This window comes from Roseibium sp., from assembly GCF_965216085.1.
Lineage (GTDB): Bacteria > Pseudomonadota > Alphaproteobacteria > Rhizobiales > Stappiaceae > Roseibium.
The window spans coordinates 5809733-5827246 of sequence record NZ_OZ244138.1 but is presented as its reverse complement, the minus strand read 5'-3'; the positions used below and the strand labels follow the sequence as shown (position 1 = coordinate 5827246).

General features: G+C 55.0%; 17 protein-coding genes. 11 read left to right on the top strand and 6 right to left on the bottom strand.

Going from position 1 to position 17514, the window contains the following annotated elements; genetic code table 11:
• The first annotated feature begins 57 nt into the window (after window positions 1–57).
• The 4 genes from ACOOFE_RS27190 to ACOOFE_RS27175 all read left to right on the top strand — a co-directional run bounded on the left by ACOOFE_RS27190 (window position 58) and on the right by ACOOFE_RS27175 (window position 2296).
• Window positions 58–879, top strand: a complete 822-nt coding sequence (locus ACOOFE_RS27190; protein WP_420412907.1) for a cyclase family protein — start codon at window positions 58–60, stop codon at window positions 877–879.
• Window positions 880–968: 89 nt separating this feature from the next.
• Window positions 969–1283: an ArsR/SmtB family transcription factor gene (locus tag ACOOFE_RS27185; protein ID WP_420412906.1), complete on the top strand. Its 315-nt coding sequence runs from the start codon at window positions 969–971 to the stop codon at window positions 1281–1283.
• Window positions 1280–1639, top strand: coding sequence for an SRPBCC family protein (locus tag ACOOFE_RS27180; protein ID WP_420412905.1), 360 nt, complete (start codon window positions 1280–1282; stop codon window positions 1637–1639). The genes ACOOFE_RS27185 and ACOOFE_RS27180 overlap by 4 nt, the downstream gene beginning before the upstream one ends.
• Window positions 1640–1678: 39 nt before the next feature.
• Window positions 1679–2296 (top strand): ATP-dependent Clp protease proteolytic subunit, encoded by a 618-nt coding sequence (locus tag ACOOFE_RS27175; RefSeq protein ID WP_420412904.1) that lies wholly within the window; start codon window positions 1679–1681, stop codon window positions 2294–2296.
• 343 nt (window positions 2297–2639) lie between these two features.
• Here the strand turns inward: ACOOFE_RS27175 and ACOOFE_RS27170 are convergent, their stop codons facing one another.
• Window positions 2640–3137 (bottom strand): Crp/Fnr family transcriptional regulator, encoded by a 498-nt coding sequence (locus ACOOFE_RS27170; RefSeq protein ID WP_420412903.1) that lies wholly within the window; start codon window positions 3135–3137, stop codon window positions 2640–2642.
• A 68-nt stretch (window positions 3138–3205) separates the two neighbouring features.
• Window positions 3206–3889: a response regulator transcription factor gene (locus tag ACOOFE_RS27165; RefSeq protein ID WP_141184331.1), complete on the bottom strand. Its 684-nt coding sequence runs from the start codon at window positions 3887–3889 to the stop codon at window positions 3206–3208.
• A gap of 193 nt (window positions 3890–4082) precedes the next feature.
• On the opposite strand from ACOOFE_RS27165, the gene ACOOFE_RS27160 reads away from it, so the two are divergent.
• Complete coding sequence (locus tag ACOOFE_RS27160) at window positions 4083–4622, top strand: L,D-transpeptidase family protein (protein ID WP_420412902.1); 540 nt, start codon at window positions 4083–4085, stop codon at window positions 4620–4622.
• A 586-nt stretch (window positions 4623–5208) separates the two neighbouring features.
• On the opposite strand, the gene polA is transcribed toward ACOOFE_RS27160, so the two are convergent.
• Window positions 5209–8178, bottom strand: coding sequence for a DNA polymerase I (gene polA, locus ACOOFE_RS27155; protein WP_420412901.1), 2970 nt, complete (start codon window positions 8176–8178; stop codon window positions 5209–5211).
• Window positions 8179–8386: 208 nt separating this feature from the next.
• On the opposite strand from polA, the gene ACOOFE_RS27150 reads away from it, so the two are divergent.
• The gene (locus ACOOFE_RS27150) at window positions 8387–9145 is read left to right on the top strand and encodes a DUF1194 domain-containing protein (protein ID WP_420412900.1); all 759 of its coding nucleotides are present in this window, start codon (window positions 8387–8389) and stop codon (window positions 9143–9145) included.
• Between the two features lie 26 nt (window positions 9146–9171).
• Here ACOOFE_RS27150 and ACOOFE_RS27145 read toward each other — a convergent pair whose 3' ends face one another.
• The 3 genes from ACOOFE_RS27145 to ACOOFE_RS27135 all read right to left on the bottom strand — a co-directional run bounded on the left by ACOOFE_RS27145 (window position 9172) and on the right by ACOOFE_RS27135 (window position 11472).
• Window positions 9172–9639: a RidA family protein gene (locus ACOOFE_RS27145; protein WP_420412899.1), complete on the bottom strand. Its 468-nt coding sequence runs from the start codon at window positions 9637–9639 to the stop codon at window positions 9172–9174.
• Between the two features lie 101 nt (window positions 9640–9740).
• Window positions 9741–10775, bottom strand: a complete 1035-nt coding sequence (locus tag ACOOFE_RS27140; RefSeq protein ID WP_420412898.1) for an acyltransferase family protein — start codon at window positions 10773–10775, stop codon at window positions 9741–9743.
• A 118-nt stretch (window positions 10776–10893) separates the two neighbouring features.
• A complete protein-coding gene (locus ACOOFE_RS27135) occupies window positions 10894–11472 on the bottom strand; it encodes an FxsA family protein (RefSeq protein ID WP_420412897.1) in 579 nt (192 codons plus the stop codon).
• Window positions 11473–11664: 192 nt separating this feature from the next.
• Between ACOOFE_RS27135 and ACOOFE_RS27130 the strand changes: the two genes are divergently transcribed.
• The 5 genes from ACOOFE_RS27130 to ACOOFE_RS27110 all read left to right on the top strand — a co-directional run bounded on the left by ACOOFE_RS27130 (window position 11665) and on the right by ACOOFE_RS27110 (window position 17505).
• Window positions 11665–12402 (top strand): Tim44/TimA family putative adaptor protein, encoded by a 738-nt coding sequence (locus ACOOFE_RS27130; RefSeq protein WP_420412896.1) that lies wholly within the window; start codon window positions 11665–11667, stop codon window positions 12400–12402.
• A gap of 4 nt (window positions 12403–12406) precedes the next feature.
• Complete coding sequence (locus ACOOFE_RS27125; RefSeq protein ID WP_420412895.1) at window positions 12407–13618, top strand: murein transglycosylase A; 1212 nt, start codon at window positions 12407–12409, stop codon at window positions 13616–13618.
• Window positions 13619–13622: 4 nt separating this feature from the next.
• Entirely contained in the window at window positions 13623–14189 is a 567-nt protein-coding gene (locus ACOOFE_RS27120) for a Smr/MutS family protein (RefSeq protein WP_420412894.1), read from the top strand.
• A 4-nt stretch (window positions 14190–14193) separates the two neighbouring features.
• Window positions 14194–14565 carry a helix-turn-helix domain-containing protein gene (locus tag ACOOFE_RS27115; protein WP_420412893.1) on the top strand — a complete coding sequence of 124 codons (372 nt, stop codon included), beginning with the start codon at window positions 14194–14196 and terminating at the stop codon, window positions 14563–14565.
• Between the two features lie 105 nt (window positions 14566–14670).
• Window positions 14671–17505, top strand: a complete 2835-nt coding sequence (locus ACOOFE_RS27110) for a [protein-PII] uridylyltransferase (RefSeq protein WP_420412892.1) — start codon at window positions 14671–14673, stop codon at window positions 17503–17505.
• Window positions 17506–17514: the final 9 nt, after the last annotated feature.

Genomic DNA, 17514 nt, shown 5'->3' with positions numbered 1-17514 from the left:
ATGTGAAAACGCCAATACCCCACACTGGAAGATCCAGATAATCTTGGAGGACATAGCATGTGCGATTTATGCGTCATCACATCCGTTAAGGAAAAAATGCTGTCCCGGCGGGGGTTGTTCAAAGCTGCTGCTGTTGGGTCCGGCGCGGTGGCTGCAGCATCTCTCAGCGGCACTCTGCCAGCCATGGCACAGGCGCCCACTAAGGTCATGGATTTGACGCATGAGCTGTCTGAAGATTTTCCAACATTCGGCGGGATACCGGGGTTCAAGGCCGACAAGGTCTTTGATTTCGCCAAGGATGGCTACAGCCTTTATAATCTCACGATCAACGAGCACACCGGCACACATCTCGATGCACCCCTGCATTTTTCTGCTGACGGACAATCGGTTGCTGAAATCCCGGTCGAAAACCTGGTGACTCCACTTTGCGTCATCGATATCAAGGCGCGGGCAGCGGAGAACCCGGACGCTCAGATAACGCCAGACGATCTTAAAGCCTGGATCTCTGCGCATGGCGACATCCCCAAGGGCGCTTGCATAGCCATGAATTCCGGCTGGAGCACGCATGCCGCGTCCAAAAAATTCCGCAACGCTGATGACGGCGGCATCATGCATTTTCCGGGTTTTCATATCGAAGCGGTGCAGATGCTGATGGACGAAGCGGATGTGGTCGGTATTGCAGTCGACAGTCTTTCGCTCGATCACGGCATCTCCAAGGATTTTGCAGTTCACTATGCCTGGTTGCCGGCCGGCCGTTGGGGCTTGGAGTGCATGGCCAACCTGGACGCGCTTCCGGCATCTGGTGCAACGCTGATTGTCGGCGCCCCGAAACACCGTGGCGGCACAGGCGGCCCCAGCCGCGTCATAGCGATGGTTTAAAGCCTAATCTGGCAAAGAGTGCCTGATGGTCACTTGGCGTCCTAAAAAAATTGTTGCGAATCACATAAGTATTGACTTATGTATATTGCATGGACGAGACAACAATCTTCCGGGCATTGGCAGACCCGACCCGCCGTAGCCTCTACGAAAGGCTTGCCAACGGCGCATTGAACGCAAGTGATCTGCGGCAGGGATTGGAAATCAGTCAACCTGCAGTGTCACAACATCTCAAAGTGTTGCGCAGTGCCGGGTTGATTCAGGAACAGCGGCAGGGACGTTTCGTCAATTATGAAGTGAACCCGGACGGTTTGGTGCAGATAGCGCAATGGCTTGCCAAGTACCGTGCATATTGGCCCAAACGGGTGGATGCGCTTAAGGACTTACTGAAGGACATGGATCAATGACCGATAAGAGCGCCAACCATGGGTCCGTTGCCATCGAGCAGGATTATCAGCTCGATGAGCCGCCGGAAAAAGTCTGGCGGGCTTTGACAATTCCTGACCTCCGAAAACACTGGCTGCCAGGGGGTGATTTGTCCGATCCGGACGCAGTCCACATTGAGCCAGGCAAGGCCATATCCTATCGGATGCGGGACGCGGGACCCGAAAATGGAGAAAGTGTCGTGACCTTCCTGATCCACCCGGAACCCGGCGGCGGGACCCGGTTGCGGATTGTCCACAAACGGCCAGCCTCCAAGTTCGACAAGTTCCGCCAACGGGCGTCGAACAACAATTTCAAATACTTTTTGCTGGCCGCATAAGGCCTTTCTATCTCAAGTTATTCGCCAACGGAGACTGTCATGTCCACGATGATGCAATTGGTTCCAATGGTTGTTGAACAGTCAAACCGGGGAGAGCGCTCGTTTGATATCTACTCCCGCCTTTTGCGCGAACGGATCATTTTCCTGAACGGCGAAGTCAACGATGATGTGTCGGCATTGGTTTGCGCACAGCTGCTTTTCCTCGAGGCAGAAAATTCCAAAAAGCCGATTAGTTTATACATCAACTCACCGGGCGGCATGGTGACCAGCGGGTTCGCCATGTACGACACCATGCGGCATATCAAGCCACCGGTGCACACGCTCTGCATGGGAACTGCCCGCTCCATGGGGTCGTTCCTTTTGATGGCGGGTCAGCCGGGCGAACGGGCTGCCTTACCAAATGCCAGCATTCTCATCCACCAGCCGTCCGGCGGCTTTCAAGGTCAGGCGTCCGACATGGTTATCCATGCTGAGGAAATCAAACGCACCAAACACCGGATGACCCAGCTCTATTCTGATCATTGCGGTCCGTCATATCAGGAATTTGAAAATGCTATGGACCGGGACAGGTTCATGACCGCCGAAGAGGCCATGGAATGGGGACTGATCGATAAGATTATGGAACCTCAGGACGACGAGATTCAAGAAGCAGCCTAAACACCGAAGCGGAGTGATCCGTTCTCCAAAGATTTGGACTTGCGAACGGCCAGCTTAGAGCACGTCGCAATTAATTGGTTTCATTTGACCATTGCACATTTAATCTCTGGCTAGGCGGTTTGCGTGCGGTGGTGTGATCACCATAAACGCACACCAACAACGCCAGAGATTAAATGTGCCCGGCCCTTTTCAATAATAAAGTTTCAAATGGAAGGGTGCTGTAAAATGGTTCCTCGGCAGCGTTGCGTCGCTCACACGATCAACCAGATCGCTTTTCTCGACCGCGCCTTGCCGAGCGAACCATTTTGCAGCATCAAATGGATCCAATTAATTGCGACGTGCTCTAAACGTCGTCCTTGGCCCGGCGCTCCGCGTTGAGCTGTTCCAGCTCGGCCATTTTATCGCCAATGGGTTTCAACCGGCCAATGGTGGTGCGGAAGCGAGCTGCGCGTTGATCGAACAAACGCTGAGCAAGCTCCGGATATTCGGAAATCATCCGTTTGAAAAGCGCCCGGCGAATGCGGATGATGCGCACCGGCTCCACGGCTTCGGCGCGGCAGGGACGCTTGGTTTCGACAAGAAGCGCGCTTTCGCCCAAAAGTGTGCCCGACCCAACTTGATCGACTTCTTCAAAACCGTCTTCGCCGCGGGTTGCAAGCGAGACAAGACCGTCAGTAATTACCAGCCCGCCATCAGCCCGCTCATCCTGATCGAACAAACGCTGACCCTTGCCATAGTCCATGCTTTCAGCACTGAACGCGAGCAGGCGAAGCTGATCGTCCTGAAAGTCCGAAAACATCGGGATCTTTTTGAGAATCGTTATGTCTTGGGCAAGGCTCATGCCCAAGATTTACGATGATTATCAATGCGTGCACAAGCGATTATGCACGCTGAGAACAACTGATTGTTCTATGGAACCAGCTTGTAGCCGCCAGCTTCTGTCACAAGAAGCTCCGCACTGGAGGGATCCCGCTCGATTTTCTGGCGCAGGCGGTAAATGTGGGTTTCCAGCGTGTGCGTAGTGACGCCGGAGTTATACCCCCAGACTTCATGCAGCAGAACATCGCGGGTCACCGGCTTTTCACCAGCGCGGTAGAGAAATTTTAGGATCGAGGTTTCTTTTTCCGTCAGGCGAACTTTGGAACCGTTGTCTTCCTGCATAACCTTGGCGGCCGGGCGGAAGGAATAGCGGCCGATGGCAAAGGTCGCGTCTTCGCTTTGTTCATGCTGGCGCAGATGCGCGCGGACCCGGGCCAGCAAAACGGCGAATTTGAACGGCTTGGTGACATAATCATTGGCACCGGCTTCCAGGCCCAGGATCGTGTCGCTGTCGCCGTCATGGCCGGTCAGCATGATGATCGGTGCCTTGAACCCACTCTTGCGCAGCAATTTGACCGCCTCGCGGCCGTCAATGTCCGGTAAGCCGACATCCATCAACAAAAGGTCGATGTGCTCTTCCTTGGCCATAGCGATGCCGGACGTGGCCGAATCCGCCTGAAGCGTCTCAAACTCATCATAGAGCGAGAGCTGCTCGACCAGCGCTTCGCGCAGTTCGGTATCATCATCGACAATCAATATTGTACGGGCGGTCATCTCGTCGGGTCCTCGCCAGAATTCTATTCGTGATCACGGCAGTTTGTGTAATGAACACAAGCGCGTTGTCACACTTATGTGCGCGGGAAAGTGTCGCCTTACAAGCAGCCTCACGTCAATTCTTCTTCACGCGGGCTTTAGCGCCGGTTTATCAAGAGCTTTGAAGCACACATTGGCCAAATCGGAAATTCATATGCAAGGCATCGGAAAACTGGCGGAGATCCTGGAGGTTCATGCCCTTCCCAGAGACAGAACGAAGGGCGTGCTAAGCTGTGGGCCAATCACGGTCCCGTGTGCATTGGGCCGGTCCGGCGTGATTGCGCGCAAACGAGAGGGCGATGGCGCAACCCCGCTCGGCAGTTTTGAAGTGCTTCACGTTTATTACCGCGGCGACCGTGGTCCCCGTCCACAATCCTTGCTGCCAGTTGAAGCTTTAAGGCCAAACATGGGCTGGTGTGACGACCCACACCATCGCTGCTACAACCGCTCTGTCGATCTGCCGTTCGCCGCAAGTCACGAAAAAATGTGGCGGGACGACCGGCTCTACGACATCGTCGTTGTGCTGGATTGCAACATGTCCCCGCCGGTGAAGGGCCAGGGCAGTGCCATCTTCTTCCATATCGCCCGCGAGGACTACCGGCCGACCGAAGGCTGTGTCGCCGTATCCCCGCAGCACATGCGGTTAATCCTGTCCAAGATCGCGCCAGGCTGCCAGATGGTGGTGCGGGGGTAGGAAATTCTCTTCATCGAAGAGCAGCCGCCGCTTCCCCTTTCTGGGGAGAGCACTACCATCTCCGCGTCATAACCGGACTTGATAGGTTCAGTTCTCGATGGAAGGGTGCTAGGAATACAGCTTTGCTTTTTTGTCGCCCCAGCGAAGGCTGGGGCCTAGTAATCTCATGAAAATGAGTTGTTTTCCGATCCTTAACGACACGGAGTACTGAATCCCAGCCTTCGCTGGGACGACACTACTGTGGAGCTGAATGGAAACAACCGCTGATTCAGTCCCCGATAAAAAGTAACCAATCATCCGTTGATACCGAAGTTTCCAAAGCGGCTAGTAGACACAGAATGTCCTGTTGCTTTGGTTTCAGCTTCCGAATCTCAAGCGCGAGAATTGAAGCGTGCGACGGAGATAATCTCGTATCGCCATATGGATCGATAGAGACCCCAGTTTTGTGTTCCAAGACCTGTATTGCGGGAGAAATTTCAGAATAATCTGAAAGCTCAAGCGTCAGAATTGAGGCCTCATTCACTTTGCCTAGCCAGCTAACATCTATACCCATGCAAATGTTTCTTTGTTATTTCGCTCTTCAGCCCTAATGCGCCTCATCCCAATTGTCGGCCGCGCGGGCGTCGACTTGCAGCGGGACAGAAAGTTTCAGGGCAGGATCGCAGGCGTTCTCCATGACGTCCTTGATTAGTGGAATGGTCGCCTCGACCTCAGCATCCGGCACCTCGAAGATCAGTTCGTCGTGCACTTGCAAAAGCATTTGTGCATTCAGCTTGGCGTCGGTCAGCCGATCTTCCATGCGCACCATGGCGCGGCGCAGGATATCGGCCGCCGAGCCCTGGATCGGCGCGTTGATCGCGGCGCGCTCATAGAAATTACGCATGTTCGGGTTCTTGGTGTTCACGTCCGGATAATGCGCCTTGCGGCCAAAGATCGTGGTGACATAGCCGTCGGCATGGACCTGTTTCTTGATCGCTTCCATATACTCCTTGATGCCCGGGAACCGTTCGAAATAGGTTTTTATGTAGTCGCTGGCTTCCCCTCGGCCGATACCAAGCTGGTTGGCCAAACCGAAAGCGGAAATGCCGTAGATGATGCCGAAGTTGATCGCCTTGGCTTGCCGGCGGACCATCGGGTCCATGCCTTCAATCGGTGTGCCGAACATTTCACTTGCCGTCATGGCGTGAATGTCGAGCCCGTCTTCAAAGGCCTTTTTCAGCTGCGGGATATCCGCCATATGGGCCAGCACGCGCAGTTCGATCTGGCTGTAATCGGCTGAGATCAGCTTGTGACCCTTTTCCGCGATAAACGCCTGACGGATTTTTCGTCCCGCTTCCGTGCGCACAGGAATGTTCTGCAAATTCGGCTCGGATGAGGAGAGGCGTCCGGTGGTGGTCGCCGCCAAAGCATAGGACGTGTGAACGCGTTTTGTTTCCGGATGGATATAGCCGGGCAGGGCATCGGTGTAGGTGGATTTCAGTTTGGAAAGCTGGCGCCACTCAACGATTTTCGACGGCAATGCATGGCCTTCGGCGGCCAGATCTTCCAGAACCTGAGCCGATGTCGACCAGGCGCCGGTCTTGGTCTTCTTGCCACCCGGCAACCCCATCTTGCCGAAGAGAATTTCGCCGAGTTGCTTGGGAGAACCGACATTGAAGGTCTCTCCTGCCAGCTCATAGATTTCCGATTCCAGCGCCGCCGCCCCTTGCGCGAAATCGCCGGAGAGGCGGGAGAGCATCTGCCGGTCAACCGAAATGCCACGCTTTTCCATGCGCGCCAACACCGGCACCATGGGGCGTTCCAGCGTTTCATAGACGGTTGCCATGTGATCGCTGGCAAGGCGCGGTTTCAAGATCAGCCAGAGGCGCAACGTGACATCGGCATCCTCGGCGGCATAGGCGGTTGCCTTATCGATCGGCACCTTATCGAAGGTGATCATTGATTTCCCGGAGCCGCAAACCTCCTTGAAAGGGATCGGCTTGTGGCCGAGCCAGCGCTCGGAGAGCTCATCCATGCCATTGCCGCCCTTGCCGGCATCGACAGTGTAGGAGAGCTGCATGGTGTCGTCATAAGGGCCGATGTCGACACCGTAGCGGGTCATTACCAGCCAGTCGTATTTGAGGTTCTGCGCGATTTTGAGGACGCCGCGGTCTTCCAGCATCGGTTTGAGCGCTTTCAGTGCCTCATCCAGCGGGATCTGGTCCGGCAGCAATCCGCCACCGCCCAGCAGATCCCCCTCACCGTCCTTGTGGGTCAGCGGGATATAACAAGCTTTTCCAGGTTCGGAGCTTAAGGAAATACCGACAAGTTCGGCCTGCATGGCGTCGAGCGAGGTGGTTTCCGTGTCGAAGGCCACATAGCCCCTTTCATAGGCCGCATCGATCCAAGGCTGCAGCTGCTCCAGCGTGGTGACCGTCTCGTAAGCGCTGTTGTCGACCGGAAGCGCACCGATCTTGGCCGCGTGTTCATCGGCAACGGTTTGCGGCACCATCAAACCGTCCGGTCCGCCGGTTTCTCCAGCACTATCTGCGGCATCGGCGGCCGATGCGCCGCCTGGGCGGTCCATCATCCGGCCTTTGCGGTCCGGCACATCCCAGCCGGGGACCTGATAGTCGACCGGCTCGATGTTGGCCAATTCCGCGCCGGTGACTTCGGCAACCTTTTTGGTCAGCGTGGTGAATCCCATGGCTTTCAAGAAGCCGACGGCTTTCGGCCCATCCACATCACTTACCGACAGATCACCAACCGGGGTTTCCACCGGCACATCTTGTTTGAGCGTCACCAATTGCTTGGAAATCCGCGCCTGATCGGCAAATTCGATCAGGTTCTCCCGGCGTTTTTTCTGTTTTATGGTCTCGGCTCGCGCGAGCAGTGTTTCCAGATCGCCGAACTCATTGATCAAGAGCGCGGCGGTCTTCAAGCCAATGCCTGGCACACCGGGCACATTGTCAACACTGTCGCCTGCTAGCGATTGAACCTCGATGACCTTGTCTGGACCGACGCCGAATTTTTCAAAAACTTCCGGCTCGCCGAAAATCTTGTTCTTCATTGTGTCGATCATGCCGACGGTCGGCCCGATCAGCTGCATCAGATCCTTGTCGCCGGAAACAATCGTCACTCGGGCACCCTGCGCGGCGGCCTCGGCCGCATAGGTGGCGATCAGGTCGTCGGCCTCATAACCTTCCTGTTCGATGCAGTGGGTCGAAAAGGCCCGGGTGGCTTCGCGGATCAGGCCGAACTGCGGCACTAGATCTTCCGGTGGCGGCGGCCGGTGGGCCTTGTATTCTGGATAAATGTCGGAGCGGAACGTCTGTGCCGAGTGATCAAAAATCACCGCAAAATGCGTCGGCTCATCGCCTTCTTCGGGTGTCAGACCTTCCTGAAGCAGCTTCCACAGCATGTTGCAGAACCCGGAAACCGCACCAACGGGCAAGCCATCAGGTTTGCGCGTCAGCGGCGGCAGCGCATGGTAAGCGCGGAAAATAAACGTGGAGCCGTCAACCAGGATCAGGTGGTCGTCAGCGGTGAGGGCGGCGGAGGATTCTTGTGTCGACATGGCGCGGATATTGCCCGCGCCAGGCCCTTGTGAAAAGAGCTAATCCACCGCTTTCAGAGTTCTCCTGCCATTCAAAGGCCTATGCCTCCGAATTCAATGGGTGTTTGCCCGTCTTTCTGACTTGTGATTTGCCCAAGTCGATAGCCGAGCTGTAAAGTTCCTCAGTTCCAAACATGAGAAATTTTGCCCGGTCGAAGGCTCACCGGTCATGGCCAAAATGCCAGCCAACTGCCGATCCAAAACACCAAGCTTCCGGCCGAACCGGCTGGCAGGGATGTTTCTTGCCGCAAGCCTGTTGGTCTTTCCTTCAAGTGCTCACGCAGAACCGTGTTCCCTAGCCCTTGTTGTTGCCCTGGATGTTTCGGCCAGTGTCGATGCGAGAGAATATGATCTCCAGCTGACCGGTCTGGCGAACGCGCTTCAAGATCCTTTGGTTGTAGAAGCCATCAACTCCGTTGGTGGGATCTGGTTTTCCAGTTTTGAATGGAGCGGCCACTATCAGCAAAAGACCCTGCTGGACTGGCGGTTTTTGACTGGAGAAAATTCCGTTGCAGCCGCGGCCGCCGAATTGGCTGGCAACACCCGCAGCCACAAGGAATTCATGACAGCTCTGGGCTATGCCCTTGCGCATGGCTCAAAAGTCTTGAGAAACGCGCCCAGTCCCTGTCAGCGCCTCGTCATTGATGTCTCTTCGGACGGTGCCAACAACACCGGTTTTGAACCAGAAATCGCCTACCGGGATGCGAGCTTTCTAAACGTTACGGTCAATGCACTCGTCATCTTGAACGACGAACGCACGGACGATTATTTCGCTGAAAAGGTCATCCGGGGCCCTGGCGCCTTTGTCGAAGTCACAGCCAGTTATGACGACTATCAGACGGCCATGACCCGCAAGCTGCTTCGGGAAATCGGCACAAAATATCTGGCTCGCGACTATTCAAAAAAGCGTTCGAACGTTCCGCGTTGAGCAAAGCCAAAACGGACTTTTGGCGTTTAGGTTGAAATGCGAAACACTGCCTCGATCTCGACACTCGCGTTGGATGGCAGAGAGCTGCTGCCCACCGCAAACCGCACATGACCTGCTTTTTCGGGGCCAAGCACCTCGGTCATAAAGTCAGACGCTCCATTGACCACCTTTGGATGCTGGCTGAACCCGGGTTGGGCATTGACGAAAGCGCCAAGCTTGATCAGCCGTTCGATCCGATTGAGATCGCCAAGTGCGGCCTTTGCGCGTGCCAAAAGATTGATCGCGCAGAACCGAGCGGCCTGATAGCCGTGCTCAATTGTGGTTTCGCCGCCAATCTGGCCGGTAATCGGCTTTCCATTTAGATCTGCAGATATCTGGCCGGAAATATAGAGATAGGGCGCGTCGACCAGATAAGGGGCAAAGTTTCCAAGCGCCTTTGGAGCAGGTGGCAACTTTATGCCGTGCTTTGCGAGGCTTTCTTCAATCGTACTCATGTCTGAACCATCTGAGAGGGATAATCTTAGGCGGGACACCTTTCATGTCCGAGCGCGCTGCACCAGACAACCCCGAAAAACAGACTTGACAGGTTGTGCGATCACTCCGCTGGCTGCGGAGCCGTCTTCCGTCCGAAAGTTCCACCCAAATAGGCCCATTTTGGCCGCTTGAAGAGGAACCAGCCGAACCCGGTTTTCTGGATCAGCCAGAACAGGATCATCGGACTAATCACCGAAACAATATTCACGATCAGCGATATGGTGCCGATGTCCAACACACCAAGCTTTAACAGGATCACGCGGGACACACCCATCGGGAAGAAGAACGCCAGATAGATAACAATCGAATTCGCACCAAAGTGGCGCAAGAAATCCATGCTGCCTGCTTTGACGATCAATGTGCTGGTCAGGATGATCGCCCCGGCGCCAGCCGCGCCCAGCGCCAGAGACACAAAGGGCAACGCGGACCAGCCCGCGAAAACCAGAGCACCATTCACGAAGCCCCAGACCAGAAGCAGAACCAGGCTCAAGGCCACCCGTTCGCGGGCCCAATCGGCCAGGTCAAAAATTTTCGGTGCAAAAATATAGCCAGCATAGAAAAAAACGAAACGCGAGGCGAATTCGTCGACCAAAAGCCAGCCGGTGTGGATCGGTGCGATCTGCAAAAGTGCAGCAACACCGAGCATCAGCTGCCAGGGAATGCCCTTGTCATGGGCGATCTTGCAGACCACGAAAAAGACCGGCAGCATGTAAATGAACCACAGCGTGCCAAACGGCTGAACGAAGCTCACAAAATAGAACTGGAGCGCGCCAGCTGCGCCCATTTCATCGGCAAAGACCGGCGCTTTTACAATGAACTGGATGGTCATCCAAAGCACATAAAAGTAAGCGAAATGCACGACTTTCCGGTCGGCATAGAGCTTCCAGTCACGTGCAATGACGTTCGACAGGAAGAGCCCCGAAATTAGAAAGAAATCCGGCATGCGGAAAGGCGCAGCGAATGCGATCACGGCATGCATCCAGCCTTTTTCACCAGCCGCGGCCTCAACTCCGAGCACGGAATGCATCATCACAACAAAGATGATGCAAATGCCTTTTGCGGTATCTACCCAATCGACGCGCCGAGCCTGGATCATGTCCGGTTTCCTGTTCCGCGAACTGCAAGAAAAGCCGGTCTAACGCGCAACTGGTAAAAATTACGCATACAGCGCAGTCACGTTTCAGTGAATTTTGTTCAAGACTACCCGGACTTTCTTAAGAGTTTGGCTTTTCAGAACCGTCATTCCAGGGGCTGATCCGCGGTTGACCGGCCTCATTTCCGTTTCTCGAGCTGTTTTGGGCTTCGGTCCAATCTTCTGCATCGAGATCCACAACATGATCATCCGGCCGCCGGTGCATGCTGCTACCCTCCATGATGACAACATTGGAACGAGCAATAATGAATTGCGCCAAAGCCTCCCGGATAGGGGGAATAAAAAGCAGCAAACCAATGGCATCGGTCACAAATCCCGGGATCAGCAAAAGAATGCTGGCCAAAACGATCATTGCGCCTTGCATCACCTCATTGCCCGGCGCGCGGCCACCGTCCAGTTCCTGCTGCATGCGCATCAAAAGTGACAAGCCCTGATGACGCAGCATGATCGTGCCGGCCATAGCAGTGAGCACAGTCAGCAGAATCGTCGGCAAAACACCTAGGATTTCGCCAATCCAAATAAAAACAGAGATTTCGATCAGCGGCAGGAGAATAATTCCTGCTATGATATAAAGTCCCACGGAAGCTCCATCGTCTGCTAGGGTGGTGAACAACTCGGTTTCATACGTGAAGGTAGACATTGTGTCACAAAAATGCGAGCTGGCAGTCGCAATGAATGTGCACTAGTCCCAATTTCGGTCTTGCTCTTGGGTCTGGATGCTGATTGAAGAACCTCCTACATAGGAAGTTTAAGACCCAAGCGTTGAACGCGGGCCTTGCGAAACAAGTCGGGGGCGGCCTTGCAGCCCTTGAAAGGGTAGCCGGAACAGAAGATGAATGAAATTTTTGATCCCCTAAATCTACTGCTCTTGGGACTTGCGGTCTTTATTTTGTTTCGACTGCGCTCTGTCCTGGGAAAGCGCACCGGCGAGGAGCGCCCGCCGTTTGATCCTTATTCCAAGCCCGAACAGCCGAACGGGCAGGCCAATGGCCAGGACAATGTCATTCCATTGCCGAACCAAGGCCAGCAGTCCCCAGATGACTATGATGATATGGGCGCGGCCCGCCAGGAGGAAGATGGTGAAGTCATCATCGACAAAGTGGCTCCGGCCGGGACTGCCCTCAACAGCGCGCTGAAGCAGATCCTTTCTGCTGACCGCAGCTTTGAACCGGAGCCCTTCATTCAAGGGGCTAAAGCCGCTTATGAAATGATCGTCATGGCTTTTGCCGATGGTGACAAAAAGGCTCTCAAGAACCTACTGTCGCGCGATGTGTATGATGGGTTTAGCGCCGCCATTGATGACCGGGTTAAGCGAGGGGAAACCATCGAATCCACCTTCGTCGGTATCGACAAGGCGGAAATAGTTGAAGCGGCCCTGAAAGGCACTACGGCTCAGGTGACTGTCAAGATCCACAGCCAGCTGATTTCCGCAACGCGCGACAAAGACGGCGAGGTGGTCGACGGCGATCCGGCCAAAGTCACGGAAGTTATCGACATCTGGACCTTTGCACGCGACACCGCCTCGCGGGATCCGAATTGGAAGCTGGTCGCGACCGAATCCGCAGAGTAAATCCGTGAGTTATCCAGCTGGCGTCTCCGGGAAACCGCAGCCGTCCGGCGTGGCACGATGTATGAAGGGCGCGGCTTTGGCCGCGTCTCTTTTTGTTGCAGGACCTGTAATTGCAATGGCGCAAAGCCCGCTTCAATCAGATGATCTGACCCCGGTCCGGTTTGCAGATCTTGCCGGTTGGGCCAAGGACGATCATCAGGCGGCACTTGCTGCTTTTTTAAGGTTTTGCGGGCCGGATGCCCGGGCGGTTGATTCCAAAGATCTTTTCCGGTTGAACCAGGAAAAAAAACAGATCCTGTGTGCAGCGGCGCATGAGGCCACCGACGCCCGTATCTTTTTCGAAAATCACTTCGAGCCTTTTCAAATCCGCCAAAATGGCTTTGTCACCGGATACTTCGAACCGGAAGTTTCTGCATCCCGGGAAAAGACTGGCCGATTTTCCGTTCCGCTGCTTCAAAAGCCGGATGGCTTGGTTCATGTGCCAGAGAAAGAACAGCCCAAAGGCTGGCCCAAACATCTCAGCCATGGCCGTTTGTTTGAAGGAACCTTGAACGAAATGCCGGACCGGGCGGCCATCATGGACGGCGCTCTGGTCGATGAAGCCCTGGAATTGGTCTGGCTAGACCCCATTGATGCTTATTTCATCCACGTTCAAGGGTCGGCCCGGCTCAAACTGACGGACGGCAGCACCATGCGGGTCGGCTATGCCGGTAAAACCGGCCATCCTTATTCCGGGATTGCCAAGCTTCTCGTCCAAAGAGGCGAAGGCACACCGGAAGACTTTACGATGTCGGGCCTGCGGCACTGGCTGGAAGAGAATCCAGATAAACGCGACGCTCTGTTCAAGGAAAACCGGTCGTACATCTTTTTCCGAAAGGTCACGGAAACCGGCCCAGATCTTGGCCCCATTGGCGCCGCCAGCCTACAGCTTGTCCCTGGTCGCAGCCTCGCGGTTGACGACAGCTCTCTGCCATATGGAATGCCGGTTTTCGTCAGGGCTGGATTTGAGGATCCGGACGCGCCTGACCAGTCATTTCAGCGCCTGATGGTTGCTGATGACACGGGTTCAGCGATCAAAGGCCACGGCCGCGGTGATGTTTTTATCGGCTCTGGCGAGGTTGCTGGCCGAATCGCCGGAGAAATCCGTCACAAAGCCGTCTTTACGGTGTTGGTACCCAAATCGGCTGCCGCATCGCTTAAAGGCCGGGAAGACTGACCGGATGAGCAAGCGCGGCAAAAAAGGTGTTCTCTCACCCGAAGACCGGGAACTCTGGGGCAAAGTTACCCGGACAACAACACCGCTGGATGCCGAGCGAGCCAAAGCGCAAATGGAAGACCTGCTTCACACAGTTGATGATGCGCCCCAGAAGACTGGAAAGAGCATTAAGACGGCAACCGCCATTCATCCACCGGAGCCGCTCAAACCGAAAGCTCCACCGCCACTGCATCAGCTCGAATACCGTTACCGGAAAAAACTGGTACGAGGCGTCAAGCAAATCGATGCCCGAATTGACCTTCATGGCATGACCCAGGACCGGGCTCATGACCGCTTGCGCGGTTTCTTGTATGAAGCCCAGGCTCGCGGTCACAAATTAATCCTTGTGATCACTGGGAAGGGCGGAGGTCCGGGTTATGCCTATATGGACGAGCGCGGTGTTTTGCGCAGAATGGTGCCACAATGGCTGGCAATGCCGGATGTGCGCCACCTTGTTGCTGGATATGAAGAAGCTCATGTGCGCCACGGCGGTTCGGGTGCGCTTTATGTGCGGATAAGAAAACGGCGGTGAAAACGTGACACCTCTTGGAGCCAAAATCCGCGAACTTCGAACCAAACGAGGTGTTTCCTTGAAGGAAATGGCCGCGGCTCTCTCTGTGTCGAGCGCTTACCTATCCGCTTTGGAACACGGCAAACGCGGCAAGCCGACCTGGTTTTTGGTGCAACGGATTATTGCCTATTTCAACGTGATTTGGGACGAAGCGGAAGAGATCCAGCGGCTGGCCGAACTGTCTGACCCGAGAATTACCATCGACACGGCCGGGATGAGCCCAAAGGCCACGGAATTGGCCAATCAGCTTGCCTTAAAAATCGGCGGATTGTCCGATGAATCTCTGAACGCGCTTTTGCATCAATTGCGCGTTGCGGCGGCAAAAGACGACATTTGAAGCATGGCTATCCATGCCTGTAAGAGTTTACATGTCCTTATGATCGGCGCTTTATAACCCGCAGCATGGCCGAATTGCCTCACTGAATGAAAGACTTTGACCGGTATGAAATCCACTCAAGAAGCTCTCGCCGGATTGATAGATGCGGACGGCCTTAGAAACCGGTTGACCGCTCTTACTGCAGCCACGGACGGGGATGGGTCCGATTCAAAAATACGCATGGCTGTGCTCAGTGAGCTGAAGTCCGTCGTCAAGGACAGCCGGAAGATTGCCGAAGAGCGGCTTGGAGAAGACGGCGGCGGACTTTTGTGTGCCCGGCGCCTATCCCACATCCAGGATGAGTTGATCCGGGTGATTTATGATTTCGCCCTCTATCATGTTTATCGGATTACAAACCCATCTGCGGCGGAACGCATGTCCGTGGTGGCGGTCGGCGGATATGGCCGCGGCACGCTGGCGCCGGGCTCAGACATCGATCTTCTGTTTGTGCTGCCTTACAAACAAACCCCCTGGGGCGAACAGGTTGTCGAGTATATTCTCTACATGCTCTGGGACCTCGGATTCAAAGTTGGTCACGCAACCCGCAACATTGATGAATGTATCCGCTTGTCAAAGTCGGATATGACGATCCGGACCGCCATTCTAGAAGCTCGCTATATCTGGGGCGACCAGCCGCTTTTTGATGAACTGATCAAACGCTATGACAAGGAAGTGGTGGAAGGCACCAGCTCTGAGTTCATCGAAGCCAAACTGAAAGAACGGGACGAGCGCCATCAGCGCCAGGGAACGTCGCGGTATCTGGTCGAGCCGAACATCAAGGAAGGCAAGGGGGGGCTGCGCGATCTCAACACCCTCTTCTGGATCGCCAAATACCACTACCAGGTATCCAGCCAGTCTGAATTGGTGAAGATCGGTGTCTTGAACCGGGCCGAAAAATCCCGTTTCAAAATGGCAGAGGATTTCCTCTGGGCCGTGCGCTGTCACCTGCATTTCTTGACCAACCGCCCGGAAGAACGCCTGTCCTTTGATGTCCAGCGGGAGATCGCGGTCCGGCTTGGTTACACCCAGCATCCGGGTATGAAGGATGTCGAACGCTTCATGAAGCACTACTTCCTGGTCGCTAAGGAAGTTGGGGATCTGACCCGGATCCTGTGTGCAGCCTTGGAAGACGAACATGTTAAAGATCCGCGCGGACGTGGATTTTCGGGCATCATGCGCCGACTGAGGGTTGGCCGCTCGGAACATGCGCCAAAGCCGGTCAAAGGCGCATCGGGTTTCACCGTAGAAAACAACCGGCTGAGCGTCACTGCCGATACGATTTTCGAGAAAGACCCCGTCAACATCCTGCGTGTGTTCCAGCTGGCGGACAAACACGACTACAAGATGCATCCACGCCTGACACGGCTCATCCGGCATTCGCTGAAGCTGGTCAACAACGATCTGCGCAACGACCCGGAAGCCAACCGCTTGTTCCTGTCGGTGCTCACCTCGCGCAACACACCGGAAAAGATCTTGCGCAAGATGAACGAAACCGGCGTACTTGGCCGGTTTGTGCCCGAATTTGGCAAAGTTGTCGCGATGATGCAGTTCAACATGTATCACCACTACACAGTGGATGAGCATTTGATCCGCTCAATTGGCGTCCTGTCCGAAATTGAGCGTGGCGATTCCGGCGAAGATCACCCTCTCTCGACTGAGTTGATCCGCTCTTTGCAGAACCGCAAGCTACTTTATGTGACGATGTTTTTGCATGACATTGCCAAGGGCAGGCCGGAAGATCACTCCATCGCTGGAGCCAAAGTGGCGCGCAAGCTGTGCCCGCGCTTCGGCCTGAACAGTGCGGAAACCGAAACGGTTGCCTGGCTGATTGAACACCATCTCGACATGAGCACGATTGCACAGTCTCGCGATTTGTCCGATCGCAAGGCGATCCAGGACTTTGCCAATACCGTGCAGTCTCACGAGCGGTTGAAACTGCTGCTGATCCTGACTGTGGCCGACATCCGCGCGGTCGGCCCGGGCGTCTTCAATGGCTGGAAAGGCCAATTATTGCGCACGCTTTATTATGCCGCGGAGCCGCATTTAACCGGCGGCCATTCAAAAATGTCCCATGGACAAGCCATTGAACAGGCCAAGGAAGAGCTGGTGGCCAAACTGGATCACTGGCCGGAAAAAAGCCGGAAAAGCTACCTCAAACGCCACTATCCAGCCTATTGGCTGCGAACCGAACATGACCGGCTTGTTGCTCATGCCGAATTGCTGCACAAGGCCGATCAAAAGGGCGAACAACTGTCGTTCAATGTGATCCCACGGTCCTTTGAAGGTGTCACCGAATTGACGATCATGGCGCCGGACCACCCGCGCCTTCTGTCGGTGATTGCGGGGGCCTGTTACTCGACAGGTGCCAACATTGTCGATGCCCAGATCGACACCACCACCGACGGGTTTGCTCTCGATACGATTTTCATCGGCCGTGAGTTGCCAGATGATGAGGATGAACGGCGCCGCGGTGAGCGCATCGCCGGACTTATCGAAAAAACACTTCGGGGTGAGGAACGTATACCGGAGCCCGTGGCCAAGAAGAGCTCCGTAAAAGGCCGGATGAAAGCCTTCAAGGTTGCCAGCGAAGTTTTGCTCAACAACACGCTATCAGATGATTATACGGTTCTTGAGATTTCTGGGCTGGACCGCCCAGGTCTTCTCTATGACCTCACCCGTTCGATTGCGACCCTCAATCTCAACATCGGCTCAGCTCATATTTCGACTTTCGGCGAAAAGGTTGTCGATGTGTTTTATGTGACTGATCTGACGGGTCAGAAAATCGCCAATATTGGCCGCCAGGAAATCATCCGCGAACGGCTTTGCGCCGCTGTGGACGGTGTTGTCGAACTGGACCCGGCGGCACCCGTTGCACGCAAACTCCGCCGACAAGCATCTTAAATCCCGCCA

What these genes read in the sequence shown, in the direction of transcription:
- ACOOFE_RS27190 (WP_420412907.1), top strand. Translation starts at nt 58, where the DNA reads ATGTGCGATTTATGCGTCATCACATCCGTTAAGGAAAAAATGCTGTCC.
- ACOOFE_RS27185 (WP_420412906.1), top strand. Translation starts at nt 969, where the DNA reads ATGGACGAGACAACAATCTTCCGGGCATTGGCAGACCCGACCCGCCGT.
- ACOOFE_RS27180 (WP_420412905.1), top strand. Translation starts at nt 1,280, where the DNA reads ATGACCGATAAGAGCGCCAACCATGGGTCCGTTGCCATCGAGCAGGAT.
- ACOOFE_RS27175 (WP_420412904.1), top strand. Translation starts at nt 1,679, where the DNA reads ATGTCCACGATGATGCAATTGGTTCCAATGGTTGTTGAACAGTCAAAC.
- ACOOFE_RS27170 (WP_420412903.1), bottom strand. Translation starts at nt 3,137, where the DNA reads ATGAGCCTTGCCCAAGACATAACGATTCTCAAAAAGATCCCGATGTTT.
- ACOOFE_RS27165 (WP_141184331.1), bottom strand. Translation starts at nt 3,889, where the DNA reads ATGACCGCCCGTACAATATTGATTGTCGATGATGATACCGAACTGCGC.
- ACOOFE_RS27160 (WP_420412902.1), top strand. Translation starts at nt 4,083, where the DNA reads ATGCAAGGCATCGGAAAACTGGCGGAGATCCTGGAGGTTCATGCCCTT.
- polA (WP_420412901.1), bottom strand. Translation starts at nt 8,178, where the DNA reads ATGTCGACACAAGAATCCTCCGCCGCCCTCACCGCTGACGACCACCTG.
- ACOOFE_RS27150 (WP_420412900.1), top strand. Translation starts at nt 8,387, where the DNA reads ATGGCCAAAATGCCAGCCAACTGCCGATCCAAAACACCAAGCTTCCGG.
- ACOOFE_RS27145 (WP_420412899.1), bottom strand. Translation starts at nt 9,639, where the DNA reads ATGAGTACGATTGAAGAAAGCCTCGCAAAGCACGGCATAAAGTTGCCA.
- ACOOFE_RS27140 (WP_420412898.1), bottom strand. Translation starts at nt 10,775, where the DNA reads ATGATCCAGGCTCGGCGCGTCGATTGGGTAGATACCGCAAAAGGCATT.
- ACOOFE_RS27135 (WP_420412897.1), bottom strand. Translation starts at nt 11,472, where the DNA reads ATGTCTACCTTCACGTATGAAACCGAGTTGTTCACCACCCTAGCAGAC.
- ACOOFE_RS27130 (WP_420412896.1), top strand. Translation starts at nt 11,665, where the DNA reads ATGAATGAAATTTTTGATCCCCTAAATCTACTGCTCTTGGGACTTGCG.
- ACOOFE_RS27120 (WP_420412894.1), top strand. Translation starts at nt 13,623, where the DNA reads ATGAGCAAGCGCGGCAAAAAAGGTGTTCTCTCACCCGAAGACCGGGAA.
- ACOOFE_RS27110 (WP_420412892.1), top strand. Translation starts at nt 14,671, where the DNA reads ATGAAATCCACTCAAGAAGCTCTCGCCGGATTGATAGATGCGGACGGC.